The sequence below is a fragment of the Mycolicibacterium canariasense genome, assembly GCF_002101555.1.
Lineage (GTDB): Bacteria > Actinomycetota > Actinomycetes > Mycobacteriales > Mycobacteriaceae > Mycobacterium > Mycobacterium canariasense.
The window spans coordinates 88,444-101,416 of record NZ_LQOL01000081.1; the positions used below are offsets into that span (position 1 = coordinate 88,444).

Genomic DNA, 12,973 nt, shown 5'->3' on the forward strand with positions numbered 1-12,973 from the left:
TCAGCGCGGTTGAATCGCCGACCAGTGCACCACCTTGGTCGCGGTCATCTCGTCGAGCAGTTCCGGGCCGAAACCGAATCCGGACCCGCTGGCCCGCCGCGGCTGCGCCGCGCCGCCGGGCGCGCCCCCGAACACGTCGTTGATCTTCACCGTGCCGACCGGCAGGCGCCGCCAGCCCTGCTGCGCGTGTGCCATGTCCGCGGTGAGGATGGTGGCGGCCAGGCCGTACCGGTCGTCGGCGGCCTGCGCCAGCGCCGTGTCGAAATCCGGGACGACTCGCACCGGCGCGATCGGGCCGAAGGTTTCCTCGCACATCACCAGCATGGGTGGTGCGCAGTCGGTCAGCACCGTGGGTGGGTAGAAAGCGCCTGGGCCGCTTGGCTTTTCGCCACCGGTGAGGACATGGGCCCCACGGCGGACGGCATCGGTGACGTGCGCATGCACCAGGTCGCGATGCCGTTCGTCGACCAGCGGACCGATCTTCTCGGCCCAGCGCCGCGCCTGTTCGACCAGGGCGGCGACGAACTCGTCGGCGATAGATTCCACGACGTACACACGCTCCACCGAGACGCAGATCTGCCCGGCGTTGGCGAAGGCCCCGAGCGCCGCCTGCTCGGCTGCCCACGCCGGATCGACGCCGGCGTCCACGATGAGCGCGTCGTTGCCGCCGTTCTCCAGCAGCGCCTTCGCACCGCGCTCGGCGCAGGCGCGCGCGATGGCCCGGCCGGTCTGGCTGCTCCCGACGTGGGCGACGACCTCGACCGCCGGGGCCGTGGCCAGCCGCGCTCCGACGGTGCCGTCTCCGTCGATGATCTGCAGCACCCCGTCGGGCAGGTGTGCCGCCAGCAGCTCGGCGAACCGCCGGCCCGCGGTCGGGCAGCGCTCGCTGGGTTTGTGCACCACGGTGTTCCCGGTGACCAGCGCCGCACCGAGCAGCCCGGCGGCCACCGCGACGGGATCGTTCCACGGGGTGAGTACGGCCACCACACCGCGCGGCTGCGGAATCATCAGATCGGTGGCCGACCAGTTGCCCTGCAGCGCGGCGCCGCGGTGCAGCGGACCCAGTTCGGCGTACTGGCGCAACGTCCCGATACCCGCGCGCACCCCACCGAGCGCGTCGTCCCCCGGTTTCCCGGTCTCACGCTCGACGAGGTCGGCAAGCTCGCTGGCCGCCGCCTCGACGTCGTCGGCCGCGGCACTCAGCGCGGCGGCCCGCTCGGCCGCAGCGGTGGCGGCCCACCCCGGGAAGGCCAGCGCGGCGGCGCGCACCGCACCGTCGCAGGACGAGGGCTCGGCAACCGGAACCCGGCTCACCACGTCACCCGTGCGGGGATCGAGGACGGTCAGAACATCGCCGATGATCGAAGTCACGGCGGGTGGCGTACCCCGTCACCGTGAAACTAATCAGCGCCGCCAGGTGAGCACGCCCCCGGTGCCGGTCAGCATCGCCGAACCGGGCATCACCCGCAGCCGGTACGGCGTCAGGCGCAGTGCCGCGAACGACGGCGACGTGGGCCCGTCCCACCCCGGGATGATGCTCGGGTCGTAACCGACGGGAGCCGGGCCGTTGGCGAACTTCTCCCACACCTGGGTGCGGGTCTCGTCGTCGGTGTACCACTCGACCAGGGCTTCGGCGCTGCAGGTGTCCTGTTTCGGTGACCAGTAGTTCACCGATACATAGGGATGCGCCGCCAAATGCGCCTTCTTGATCGGGGTGGGTGCGGTGGCGATCCAGCCGAACAGGTCGGTGCCGTCCCATTCCCAGATCGGGTGCAGGATCCGGCTGCGGGGCCGGCCGTCGGCATCGACGGTGGCCACCGAGGCCCACACGATCGAATGAGCCAACTCGATGAACGGGGGTGCGATCCGGTCCAGTGTTGTCGTCACACCCTCCAGGCTACGAAATCGCCTGCGCCGCCGTTCCGAGTTCGTCGGCGCGGGAGGTGTCCTTCAGGTCGACGCCGGAACGGCCCAGCCTGCGCGCCCCGTCGACCAGGCCGGCCACCACCCGAGCGGCGGCCGCGTAGCCGAGCCCTTCCGGCGGGTGCACGTTGGAAATGCAGTTGCGGTCGGCATCGGTGCGCCCGGGTTCCGGCCGGTGGGTGAGGTAGATGCCCAGGCTGCTGGCCACCGACAGGCCGGGCCGCTCGCCGATGAGCACGAGCAGGGTGCGCACCCCCATCCGCGCCCCGATATGGTCCCCGAGCGCCACCCGCGCCTGGGTGGCAATCACCGGTGGCGCAAGGGAATACCGCTCACCCAGCACCTCGACCAACGCGGTGAGCAAGCCCGGGCCGTGTTCGGTCAGCGCCCGCGGGGACAGCCCGTCGGCGAGCACCACCCCGATATCGGCGTCGCCGCGCGGCACCGCGTCCAGATCGGCCGGCAGCCGGCCCTTGTCCGGCCGGCGCAGGTACTCGCTGCGCCCGTCGGCCTGGCTGGCGACGACGGCCGGCGTGCCGATGCCCACCGCGGTGACGGCGGCCACGGTGGCCTCGACATCCAGCGGGATGTGCACCGCATCGCGAGCGGCCGCGTGCGCCGCGGCGAATTCCAGCACCCGGGTGGTCGGCAGCGCGTTGCCGGCCCGGCCCAGCCCGATGCGGGACTGGGTGGTCAGCCGCAACTCGTTCCAGAACTGTTGCGCGGCAGGGCTTGTCATGCGCCCGCCAACGCCCGCAGCGGGGACTGGTCGACGTCCACGGGCAGCACCCGGCCGTGCGCATCGCTCATGCCCAGACCGCGCAGCCAGGCCTCGAACTCCGGAGCCGGGCGCAGGCCGAGCACCTGCCGGGCGTACAGCGCATCGTGGAAGGACAGACTCTGGTAGCCCAGCATCACGTCGTCGGCACCCGGCACGGCGATCACGAACGCGACACCGGCCGCGCCCAGCAGCGTCACCAGTGTGTCCATATCATCTTGGTCGGCTTCGGCGTGGTTGGTGTAGCAGACATCCACCCCCATCGGCAGGCCGAGCAGCTTGCCGCAGAAGTGATCCTCCAGACCGGCCCGGATGATCTGCTTCCCGTCGTACAGGTACTCCGGACCGATGAAACCGACCACGGTGTTGACCAGCAGCGGCTCCAAGTCGCGGGCCACCGCGTAGGCCCGGGCCTCCAGCGTCTGCTGATCGACCGGCAGCCCGCCCATCCCCAGGTGCGCACCGGAACTCAGTGCCGAGCCCTGACCGGTCTCCAGATACATCACGTTGTCCCCGACCGTGCCGCGGTGCAGCGACCGGCCGGCCGCCAAACCCTCACGCAGCAAAGCAATGTCGACGCCGAAGGCGCTGTTGGCTCCTTCGGTGCCGGCCACCGACTGGAACACCAGATCCACCGGCACCCCTCGCCCGATCAGGTCGATGGTGGTGGTCACATGGGACAGCACGCAGGACTGCACCGGGATTCCGTAGCGCATCCGGATCTCGTCGAGGAGCAGCAGCAGGTCGGCCGTCGCCTCCGGCGAGTCGGTGGCCGGATTGATCCCGATGACCGCATCGCCGCAGCCCATCAGCAGGCCGTCCAGCACGGCCGCGGCGATTCCGCGTGGATCGTCGGTGGGATGGTTGGGTTGCAACCGGGTGGCCAACGTGCCGGGCAGCCCGACGGTGGTGCGGAACGCCGCGCTCACCGGCATGGCCCTGGCGGCGGCGATGAGATCCTGGTTGCGCATGATCTTGCTGACGGCCGCGGCCATCTCCGGCGTGATGGCCGCCGCGACCGAAGCCAGGGTGGCCGCCGCGTCGGGCCCGGCCGCGACGTCGAGGATCCAGTCCCGCAGGCCGCCGACGGTCAGATGGGAGATCTTCTGGAACGCCGTCCGGTCGTGGTTGTCGATGATCAGGCGGGTCACCTCGTCGTCCTCATAGGGCACGACGAGCTCGTCGAGGAACACGTCCAGGCCGATATCGGCCAGCGTCCACTGGGCGGCGGCGCGTTCGGCGTCCGAGGAGGCCGCGCAGCCCGCGAGCTGGTCACCCGAGCGCAGCGGGGTCGCCTTGGCCAGCACGTCGACCAGGCCGTTGAAGGTGTAGCTGACGCCGGCCAGGGTGGCGGTGCGCTGTTTGAGTCGGGGTCCGGGCACCTACCGAAGCTAGACATCGCGTGTAACGCGCCCGGGTGGGCACGATGACGCCCGTGTTACGTGCTGACGGTGCGGACCGCCGCGGGCAGGCTGGGCAGGAAATGCTTGGCGGCGAACGCCCGGATCTCGTCGGCCGTCTGCACCGGCTGCACGCTGGGCAACAGCAGAACCATTGCCGCGTAACGCAGGATGGTGTCGGCGAACTCGTTGACGGCCGGCGCGCCGATACGTTCGGCGAAGCCGGGCGGGAAGATGATCCGCAGCGCGTCGGCCATCCGCTCGACCGCGGCGCCGTAATGCCGGTGCATCAGCTCCAGCACCAGCGCCGGTTCGTCGACCATCATCCGGTTGAGCACCCGGTGCCTGCGGAACCGCAGGATCGACAGGGTGAACGCCTCGACGTAGTAGTTGGCTTGTGGCCCGGCGCTTTTCAGTTCCTGCGCGATATCGGCGAACAGCGCCACATTCTCCCGCTCGATGACCGCGCCGACCAGTTCGTCGCGGTTGGCGAACCGCCGGTAGATGGTGGTGCGGCTGACCCCGGCCCGCTTGGCGACGTCGTCGAGGGCAACACGGCGGAAACCGTGCCGCTCGAACTCGACGAGCGCGGCGTCGAGGATCGCTTGGGTGGCATCGGGCGTCATATCAGGCTTGGGCGTCGGCTCGGGCATAGCCGCGCTGCGCGAACTTGTTGTAGCGCACCGACATCGGCAGCCGGTCCCATACCCAGTTCACCGGCTTGGACCGCCAGAACGCCGCGAAGCGCTGGTAGTTGCGCTCCTGACGCTCGGTCCACGGCAGGTCGAGCAGGTCACGTGCGCGTGGCGGCAGACCGCCGGTGGTGAGGAACGCGGCGAGCGGATCGAATACGGTGGCCACCACTTTCCAGACGGCCGGGTGCACTGCCTTGGGGCAGGGAAAGCCCTTGGTCACATAGCCGACACCGTATTTCGCGCTCTTGTGCGGGACGGCCACCTCGTTCATCATCCGGTCCCAGTAGCGTTCGAACTCGGCGTAGGTGGCCGGCATCGGCCGGTCGCTGACACCGTAGCGGCGGTACCAGGTCTTGGATTCCAGCCAGATCTGCTCCTTCTCCTGCGGGCTGAGCCGTTTGACGAAGGTGTCGGCGAAGTAATAGATCTGCTCGACGAAGGTGGCGTGCGCCCAGAAGTAGGTGTCCGGATCCAGCGCGTGATAGCGACCCCCGTCAGGCATGTCACCCTTGACGTGGTGGTGAAAGTCGCGCACCTGGGTGCCCGCGTTGTCCTGCTCGGTGCCGTACACCGTGCGGAAGATCGGCGGGATGGTGCGCTTGAGCCGTTCGGCGGTGTCGGAGAAGAAGGTCGAGTGGTCCAGCACACCCTGGCCGAGTTCGGCCAGCATGTTCTGCAGCACGGCGGGCCGCGGGCCGATCAGGTACATCCGGTTGTCACCGAAGTACTTCCACACCAGCGAGTCGGGGCCCAGCGGGAGGGCGTCGGTCTGCTGCGGCTGCTCGGCCAGTTCGGTCACGGGTACAGTGTTACAGATATTGAACTTTGTTCCAACCGGGTGTGGTTCAGGTCACCGACGGCACCGTCATCTGGACCGCGCCCGGCGGTCGCACGTACCGCACCACACCGGGCGGGGCGGACCTGTTCGGGGTGTTCGGGCGGGCCGACTGCCGAGAACCGACGCCGCCGCGCCGGGTGCCGTCCCGGGCGGAGCACCGACAACGGGCCCGTGCCCGCAACCGCCGGCTGCGGCCCGTCAACGAGGCCGGGCGGCGTTACGACTTCGCGCGTCGCCGCGAGCTCCGGCGCATCGGCGACCGCAATCACATGCGGCGGTTGAAGCGGGTGTTCAAAGGCGACGCCCCGAGCATCAGCCCGTGGTGCACCTACGTCAACGAGCCGATGGAACCCGAAGAGCTGCCCGATGATTGGTCGCCGCCGCCACCGCGGATGTGCGATCCCGACGAGCCGCCGTTCTGACGGCGCAGGCGGGCGATGCCCAGCACCACCAGCACGCCCGCGGTGGTGGCGAGGATGAGCGCCAGCACGATCAGCGGCGGGTAATAGACCACCGACGTGGTCGCCGGCTCGCCCTCCAGGATGGGCGCCACCTGGGCGGTCTCGCTCGCGGCCTGCCAGCTCAGGACGCAGCCCAGCAGCGCGACGGCGGCCAACACGAGTTCGATCACGGCGCGACGGTTCACGGTAAGGCCTCCCCGACCAAGCCCTCCAGCGCAGCGCGCAGCGTGCGGTGCCGCCGCGCCCAGGCCTGACCCGAACGGTCATCGGTCAGCTTCAGGCCGATCCCGGTGCGCCCCCTGGGCACCCCGGTGAGTTCACCGAGCGCGCGATAGGACTGCCATTTCTCGGCCTCGGCGCCCTTGGCCTCGGGGAAGATCCGCACGATATCGGCGATATTGATGGTCTCGGTGCCTTGCCGCAGCGTGCGCGGGGTCAGCTCGACGGAGGTGTGGATGCGGGCGGCCTTGATCTGAATCGCCAGAAACCCGGTCACCAGCACCAGGAACACCGCGGGCACGGCCAGCTGCACGCCGGCGCCACCGGTCAGCTGGATGAGCGCCATCGCCACCGCCGCGACCGGCCCGACCAGCAGCCACCACCAGCTGGCGCCGGGCTCACGGAACAGCACGTCATCGGGTACGGGCAGGTCGGATGCGGGACGGTCGGGTGCGGTCACATCGCGTCCTCGAACCACGCCGCGGCCGCCGGCCGGGTGAACAGCGTCGCGCCGACCGCAACGGGTACCACCCCGATCAGCGCGAGCAGTTCGAGGTTGTAGGGCGCGAACAGCGCCAGCAGGAACACGACGAAAACCACACCGCCGGCCAGGGCGGCCAGGGCACGGCGGAACCGCTTGTCGCCGTTACGGGTGCGCCCGGCCAGGAAACTGAGGCCGAGGCCCGCGACGGCCAGCACGGCGCCGACGCCGCCGTGCATCAGCAGGATGCGGTGCGCCTGTCCCTCCCCCAGCGAATCCGGGAACGCGCTCGCCGGGGTGGTCAGGGCGGTGCTCACACCGAGCAGGCCACCGGCGAGCAGCAGCACGGCACCCACCATCGTCAGCCAGAACGCAACAGTGATGATCCGAGGACGCGGCGCTGTGGACATGGTCGAGCCAGCCTAGCGGGTGAGGTACTCGTGGCTGTCCCGGCGGTGCAGCAAGTACACCCCGGCCACGATCAGCACGGATCCGACGATCGAACACGCCGCGTAGCCCAGGGCGGCCACCGGCCCGCGCTCCATGGTGAACAGGCTGGTCAGCGAATACACCACCGCCGTCAGGCCGCCCGCGGTGAGCAGGGTGCGCGCCCACCGGTAACCGGCCCGCATCAGCACCGCGAAGGTGACCACCAACGCGGCGGCGATCACCAGGAACAGTCCCGTGAACGCGTAGGCGACCGCCGGCATCGTCTTCGGCGTCGGCGCCGTCACGGCATCGATGACATGGCCGATCACCATCAGCGGCAGCGCCGTCATCCAGAGCCAGAATCCGGTGTCGACATCCACCGGGCGGCCGGCGGGCTCGTCGGGTTCGGTCACGCCAGCCAGCCGGCGACGTCGGCCGCCCAGTAGGTGAGCACGATGTCCGCGCCGGCCCGCCGGATCCCGGTCAGCGATTCCAGGGCGGAGGCCTGCAGATCGATCCAGCCGTTGGCCGCGGCCGCGCAGATCATCGCGTACTCCCCGGAGATCTGATACGCCGCCACCGGCACCGGTGAGATGTCCGCGGCGGCCCGCACCACGTCCAGATAGCTCATCGCCGGCTTGACCATGATCATGTCCGCGCCCTCGTCGATATCGAGCTCGATCTCGTGCACGGCCTCGCGGGCGTTTCCGGGGTCCTGCTGATAGGTGCGGCGGTCACCGACCAGGCTGGAGGACACCGCCTCGCGGAACGGTCCGTAGAACGCGGAGGCGAACTTCGCCGCGTAGGCCAGGATGGCGACGTCGGTGTGCCCGGCCGCGTCCAGCCCGTCGCGGATCGCCGCGACCTGGCCGTCCATCATGCCGCTCGGTCCCACCACCTGGGCACCCGAATGCGCTTGGGCGACAGCGAGTTCCACGTAGCGATCATTGGTGGCGTCATTGTCCACCCGGCCGCGGGCGTCGACGATGCCGCAGTGCCCGTGCGCGGTGAACTCGTCCAGGCAGGTATCGGCCATCAGGACGGTGGCATCGCCGAGATCGGCGGCCAGGTCCCGCAACGCGACGTTCAGGACGCCGTCGGGGTCGACGCCGGCCGAGCCGGTCGCATCCTTGTCCTCGTCGCGAGGCACGCCGAACAGCATCAACCCACCCACCCCGGCGGCCACCGCATCGGCGGCGGCGCGGCGCAGCGAATCACGGGTGTGCTGGTACACCCCGGGCATCGACGAGATCTCGCGCGGCTCCGATATCCCGTCGGCGACGAACATCGGCAACACCAGATGCCTTGGCTCCAAGGACGTCTGGGCCACCAGCCGGCGCATGGCCGGGGTGGAGCGCAGGCGGCGGGGACGGTGGCGCGGGAAAGCCATCTAGCGCCGGCGGCTCTTCTTGCGCGGCGGCGGCAGCGCACCCTCGGCGCGCAACCGGGCCGCGTGCTCGGCCAGCGCCTCCACCAACGGGCCGACGGCCGCGGTCTCGGGCTGCACGTCCACCCGCAGGCCGAATTCCGCCGCGGTCTCGGCGGTCTTGGGTCCGATGCAGGCGACAATGGTCCGGGCGTGCGGCTTACCGGCGATACCCACCAGGTTGCGCACCGTGGAGCTGGAGGTGAAGCAGACCGCGTCGAACCCGCCGGTCTTGATCATCTCGCGGGTGTGCGCCGGCGGCGGAGCGGCACGCACCGTCCGGTAGGCGGTCACGTCCTCGATCTCCCAGCCCCGCTCGCGCAGGCCCTCGGCCAGCGTCTCGGTGGCGATGTCGGCGCGCGGCAGCAGCACCCGGTTCACCGGGTCGAAGATGTCGTCGTACTCCGGGAATTCGTCGAGCAGGCCCAGCGAGGACTGCTCACCGGCGGGCACCAGTTCGGGGTTGATGCCGAACGCCCGCACCCGGTCCGCGGTGGCCTGGCCGACGCAGGCGATCTTGACACCCGAGAAGGCCCGCGCGTCCAGACCGAACTCGTTGAACTTGTCCCACACCGCACGCACGGCGTTGGTGGAGGTGAAGACCACCCACTGGAACCGGCCGTCCACCAAACCCTTGACGGCCCTTTCCATCTGGGCCGGGCTGCGGGGTGGTTCGACGGCGATGGTGGGCACCTCGACCGGCAACGCACCGTGGCCGACCAGCTTCTCGCTCATCTCGCCGGCCTGGTCCTTGGTGCGCGGCACCAGCACGGTCCAGCCGTACAGCGCCCGGCTCTCCCACCAGTTCAGCTTGGCGCGGTTGGCGACGGTCTTGCCGATGGTGACCACCAGCGGGCCCGCCAGCGAGCCCGGAGTCCCGACGGTGATCTCGGCGGCCTGCTGAATTGCCTTGTCCCCCAAGCCCGCAAGCGTGGTCTCGACCGAATGCTGCTGGCAGGTGGTGCCGTGCGCGGTGACCACCGCGGGCGTGCTGTCGGCCAGGCCGTACTCGATGAGCGTGCGCGCGGCGTCGGGCAGATGCGAGGCCGTGGCGTGCAGGATCAGCGGACCCGGCGCGGCGGCCAGCGCCGCCCAGTCCACGTCACCACGCACGTCGGCGACGGTGTGCGACGACCCCAGCGGCAGCCCCGCGTAGGTCGGCACCGCGGTGGTGTCCGGCAGTCCGGGCACGATCTCGAAATTCAGGTGGGTGCGGGCCAGCGTGTTCACCTCGGTGATCACCGAGTCGACCGACAGCGGGTCGCCGGCCACCAGCCGGACCACGTCGACACCGTGCCGGGCCTCGTTGGCCAGGGTCTTGGCGACCTCGGCGGCGTCGCCCAGCGCCGGCCGCACATCGGGGCCACCCGGGATGACCGGGGCCGCCGCGTCGGCGGCACCGTCGGCCGGGGTAGCCTCCTCGGGCTGCGGTCCGGACGGCGGCGGCAGCTCGGAGCCGACCAGCGCCAGCACCGCGTCGGGTACGTCCGGATCGGTGAACACCAGGGCGGCGTTGGCCAGCACCGCGCGCGCCCGGCTGGTCAGCAGCCCGGGGTCACCTGGGCCGGACCCCACAAACGTGATGCGGCCCGGCTTGGTCTTGCGGCCTCGGGTCCCTGCGTGCCCAGTCATCTGTCACTCCGCTCCATTGCCAACACGTCTCGTGCACCCAGCTCGAACAGCTCCGCGGCCACCGAGAGACCCAGCTCCCGGGCCCGCTCGGGCGAACCGACACCGGACGCACGGATCACGTCGGATCCGTCCAGCGCCGCCACGCAACCGCGCAGCGACAGCTCCTCGAAGACCCGGCCCTCCTCGTCGATGGATTCGACCACTTCCGCGATCGCACCCACCGGCGCGGAACACCCCGCCTCCAGTTCGGCGAGCAGGGCTCGTTCGGCGGTGACCGCTGCGCGGGTGTCGGGGTCGTCCAACTCCGCCAGCACCGCGGCAAGGTCTGTGTCGCGTGCGCGGCACTCCACCGCGAGCGCGCCCTGAGCCGGTGCCGGCAACATCTGCACCGGTTCCAGGGACTCGGAGACATCACCGAGCCGTCCGATGCGGGCAAGACCCGCCCGGGCGACGACGATGCCGTCGAGATCACCGCTACTTACCCTGTTCAACCTGGTGTCTAGGTTGCCTCGTAGGGGGCGGATTTCCAAACCGAGACCCAGTGCTCTAAGCTGTGCGGCCCGCCGCGGGCTGGACGTGCCGATCACCGAGCCCGGCGGCAACTCCCCCAGCACCATTCCGTCGCGCGCCACCAGGGCGTCGCGCGGATCCTCGCGCGGTGGGATCGCGGCGATCACGAAGCGCTCGTCCGGAGCCGTCGGCAAATCCTTGTACGAGTGCACCGCCATGTCCACCCGCCCGTCGTCGACGGCTTCGCGCAGCGCGGCGGTGAACACGCCCACCCCGATCTCGGCGATGGGTCCCTGATTGCGGTCACCTTCGGTGCTGATGATGACCAGTTCTGCGGGGTGCCCCGACGCGATCAGGGCGTCGCGGACACCGCCCGCCTGAGTGGTCGCCAACAGGCTGCCACGGGTGCCGATACGGATCACTCGGGCGTGTCGTTTTCGGTTGCGATCAGCGGCAATTCGCCACCCGACACCGCGTCGACGGCCTGCGGGTCGAGCTCGAACAGTTCGCGCAGGGCTTCGGCATAGCTGTCGCCGCCGGGTGCGCCGGCCAGTTGTTTGACCCGCACCGTCGGGGCGTGCAGCAGCTTGTCGACGACGCGGCGGACGGTGCGCGCGACCTCGTCGCGGTGCGCCGCGTCCAGCCCGGGCAGCCGATTGTCCAGTCGCAGCAATTCGGCCTCGACGACGTCGGCGGCGCGCTGCCGCAGGGCCGTCACGGTCGGGGTGACCTCGGCCACCCGCTGGCTGGCCAGGTACTGGGCAACCTCGTGGGCGACGATCGCGCGGGCCGCCTCGGCGTCGGAGGCGGCGCCCTTGGCGGCCGGCTCCCGCTGGATGCGATCCATGTCGATGACGTACACGCCGGGCAGGCCGGCGACCGCCAGGTCGACATCGCGGGGCATCCCCAGGTCACAGATCGCCAGCGGCCGCGCCCCGGAGCGGGCGGCCAGCGCGTGGTGCACGTCGGCCAGCGAGACCACCGGGCGCACCGCGCCCGTGCTGCTCATCACGATGTCGGCGTCGACCAACACCGAGGAGATGTCGTCGAGCACATGGGCGTGCGCCGAAACCCCGAGTTCGGCGATGTTGGCGGCCAGCCGTCGGGCCCTGGGCAGCGACCGGTTGACCACCTCCACGCGCTGCACCCCGGCGCGCACCAGATGTTTGGCGGCCAGGGCGCCCATCGAGCCGGCACCGATCACGACGGCCGTGCGACCGGCCAGCGAGCCCAGCCGCTTCTCGGCCATCTCCAGCGACACCGAGACCACCGACGCGCCCGCGCTGTCGATGCCGGTTTCGGAGTGCACCCGCTTACCGACCGACAGGGCGCGCTGGGACAGTTCGTGCAGGGTGCGGCCGACGGTGTGGTTGGCCTCGGCGGCGGCGTAGGCCCGGCGCACCTGGCCCAGCACCTGCTGTTCTCCGAGCACCAGCGAGTCCAGGCCGCTGGTCACGGCGAACAGGTGCTCGACGGCCGCCTCGGCGTAGCGCACGTAGGCGTACTTGGTGAGGTCCTGCAGGCCCATCCCGGAATGCTCGGAGAGCACCTGGCCGATCACCGACAGGCCGCCGTGGAACGCCTCGACCACCGCGTAGACCTCGACCCGGTTACACGTCGACAGCACCATGGCCTCGGTGACCAGCGAGGACTGCAGCACCTGGTCGATGATCTTGGCCTGGTCGGACTCGTCGGTGCTCAGCTGTTCGAGCACGGAGACCGGCGCACTGCGGTGCGATACCCCGAATAGCAGGACGCTCACGGCATCATCACCTGGTCTTCTTCTCCCCGTCGCTTCGCTCGCCCAGGACGGTTTTCATGCCGTCGCCTCGCTCGCCCGGTCGGGCTCCAAAGTAGCCGTTTACCAGCCGTGCTACCAAATTTGCTGTACCGGTTCAGCGTGGCTTCGGGGCCGGTTCACGGCCCCGCGATATCGGCGCGCAGGCGCTGTTCGTCGACCTCCCAGTAGCTGTGCTCGGCGCCGTCGAGCAGCACCACCGGCACCCGGTCGCCGAACTCGGCCCGCAGCTGAGGGTCCCCGGCCGCGGCCGCCTCGTCCACGTCGGTGCTACGCAGGGCGAAGCCGAGTTCGTCGGCCAGCGCCGCGAGCGTCCGCGCCGCGCGTTCGCAGATACTGCACCCCGCGCGGGTCAGCAACACCACCTCATGGTCCACACCACC

Annotated in this window: 16 protein-coding genes; 1 reads left to right on the plus strand and 15 read right to left on the minus strand. The window is 70.5% G+C overall.

From position 1 onward, the window contains the following. The 6 genes from AWB94_RS28140 to AWB94_RS28165 are packed head-to-tail and all read right to left on the minus strand — an operon-like array spanning window position 1 to window position 5,595. Window positions 1-1,347, minus strand: coding sequence for an aldehyde dehydrogenase family protein (locus AWB94_RS28140; protein WP_062658752.1), 1,347 nt, complete (start codon window positions 1,345-1,347; stop codon window positions 1-3). A 57-nt stretch (window positions 1,348-1,404) separates the two neighbouring features. Continuing rightward, window positions 1,405-1,887 (minus strand): pyridoxamine 5'-phosphate oxidase family protein, encoded by a 483-nt coding sequence (locus AWB94_RS28145; RefSeq protein WP_062658506.1) that lies wholly within the window; start codon window positions 1,885-1,887, stop codon window positions 1,405-1,407. A 10-nt stretch (window positions 1,888-1,897) separates the two neighbouring features. Then, window positions 1,898-2,662, minus strand: a complete 765-nt coding sequence (gene eutC / locus AWB94_RS28150; protein WP_062658507.1) for an ethanolamine ammonia-lyase subunit EutC — start codon at window positions 2,660-2,662, stop codon at window positions 1,898-1,900. Beyond that, the gene (locus AWB94_RS28155) at window positions 2,659-4,083 is read right to left on the minus strand and encodes an ethanolamine ammonia-lyase subunit EutB (RefSeq protein WP_234811912.1); all 1,425 of its coding nucleotides are present in this window, start codon (window positions 4,081-4,083) and stop codon (window positions 2,659-2,661) included. The genes eutC and AWB94_RS28155 overlap by 4 nt, the downstream gene beginning before the upstream one ends. 56 nt (window positions 4,084-4,139) lie before the next feature. Further along, window positions 4,140-4,754: a TetR/AcrR family transcriptional regulator gene (locus tag AWB94_RS28160; RefSeq protein WP_084395364.1), complete on the minus strand. Its 615-nt coding sequence runs from the start codon at window positions 4,752-4,754 to the stop codon at window positions 4,140-4,142. Next, window positions 4,729-5,595, minus strand: coding sequence for an oxygenase MpaB family protein (locus AWB94_RS28165; protein ID WP_062658509.1), 867 nt, complete (start codon window positions 5,593-5,595; stop codon window positions 4,729-4,731). The genes AWB94_RS28160 and AWB94_RS28165 overlap by 26 nt, the downstream gene beginning before the upstream one ends. 41 nt (window positions 5,596-5,636) lie before the next feature. Between AWB94_RS28165 and AWB94_RS28170 the strand changes: the two genes are divergently transcribed. Then, window positions 5,637-6,056 (plus strand): hypothetical protein, encoded by a 420-nt coding sequence (locus AWB94_RS28170; protein ID WP_062658510.1) that lies wholly within the window; start codon window positions 5,637-5,639, stop codon window positions 6,054-6,056. Here AWB94_RS28170 and AWB94_RS28175 read toward each other — a convergent pair. From AWB94_RS28175 to AWB94_RS28215, 9 genes are all read right to left on the minus strand, one after another. Beyond that, window positions 5,963-6,280 (minus strand): hypothetical protein, encoded by a 318-nt coding sequence (locus tag AWB94_RS28175; protein ID WP_064961357.1) that lies wholly within the window; start codon window positions 6,278-6,280, stop codon window positions 5,963-5,965. The two genes, AWB94_RS28170 and AWB94_RS28175, sit on opposite strands and share 94 nt — an antisense overlap. Beyond that, a complete protein-coding gene (locus AWB94_RS28180; RefSeq protein ID WP_062658511.1) occupies window positions 6,277-6,774 on the minus strand; it encodes a transport-regulating membrane protein Mce1N in 498 nt (165 codons plus the stop codon). The genes AWB94_RS28175 and AWB94_RS28180 overlap by 4 nt, the downstream gene beginning before the upstream one ends. Next, window positions 6,771-7,205 (minus strand): hypothetical protein, encoded by a 435-nt coding sequence (locus AWB94_RS28185; RefSeq protein WP_062658512.1) that lies wholly within the window; start codon window positions 7,203-7,205, stop codon window positions 6,771-6,773. The genes AWB94_RS28180 and AWB94_RS28185 overlap by 4 nt, the downstream gene beginning before the upstream one ends. A gap of 12 nt (window positions 7,206-7,217) precedes the next feature. Next, a complete protein-coding gene (locus AWB94_RS28190) occupies window positions 7,218-7,637 on the minus strand; it encodes a hypothetical protein (RefSeq protein ID WP_084395365.1) in 420 nt (139 codons plus the stop codon). Then, complete coding sequence (gene hemB, locus AWB94_RS28195; RefSeq protein ID WP_062658513.1) at window positions 7,634-8,614, minus strand: porphobilinogen synthase; 981 nt, start codon at window positions 8,612-8,614, stop codon at window positions 7,634-7,636. Before hemB ends, AWB94_RS28190 begins: the two co-directional genes overlap by 4 nt. Next, entirely contained in the window at window positions 8,615-10,282 is a 1,668-nt protein-coding gene (locus tag AWB94_RS28200; RefSeq protein ID WP_062658514.1) for a bifunctional uroporphyrinogen-III C-methyltransferase/uroporphyrinogen-III synthase, read from the minus strand. It abuts the gene before it with no gap. Next, entirely contained in the window at window positions 10,279-11,214 is a 936-nt protein-coding gene (gene hemC, locus AWB94_RS28205) for a hydroxymethylbilane synthase (protein WP_062658515.1), read from the minus strand. Before hemC ends, AWB94_RS28200 begins: the two co-directional genes overlap by 4 nt. Beyond that, a complete protein-coding gene (locus AWB94_RS28210) occupies window positions 11,211-12,554 on the minus strand; it encodes a glutamyl-tRNA reductase (RefSeq protein ID WP_062658516.1) in 1,344 nt (447 codons plus the stop codon). The genes hemC and AWB94_RS28210 overlap by 4 nt, the downstream gene beginning before the upstream one ends. 155 nt (window positions 12,555-12,709) lie before the next feature. Continuing rightward, a complete protein-coding gene (locus tag AWB94_RS28215; RefSeq protein WP_062658517.1) occupies window positions 12,710-12,967 on the minus strand; it encodes a glutaredoxin family protein in 258 nt (85 codons plus the stop codon). Between the last annotated feature and the right edge of the window lie 6 nt (window positions 12,968-12,973).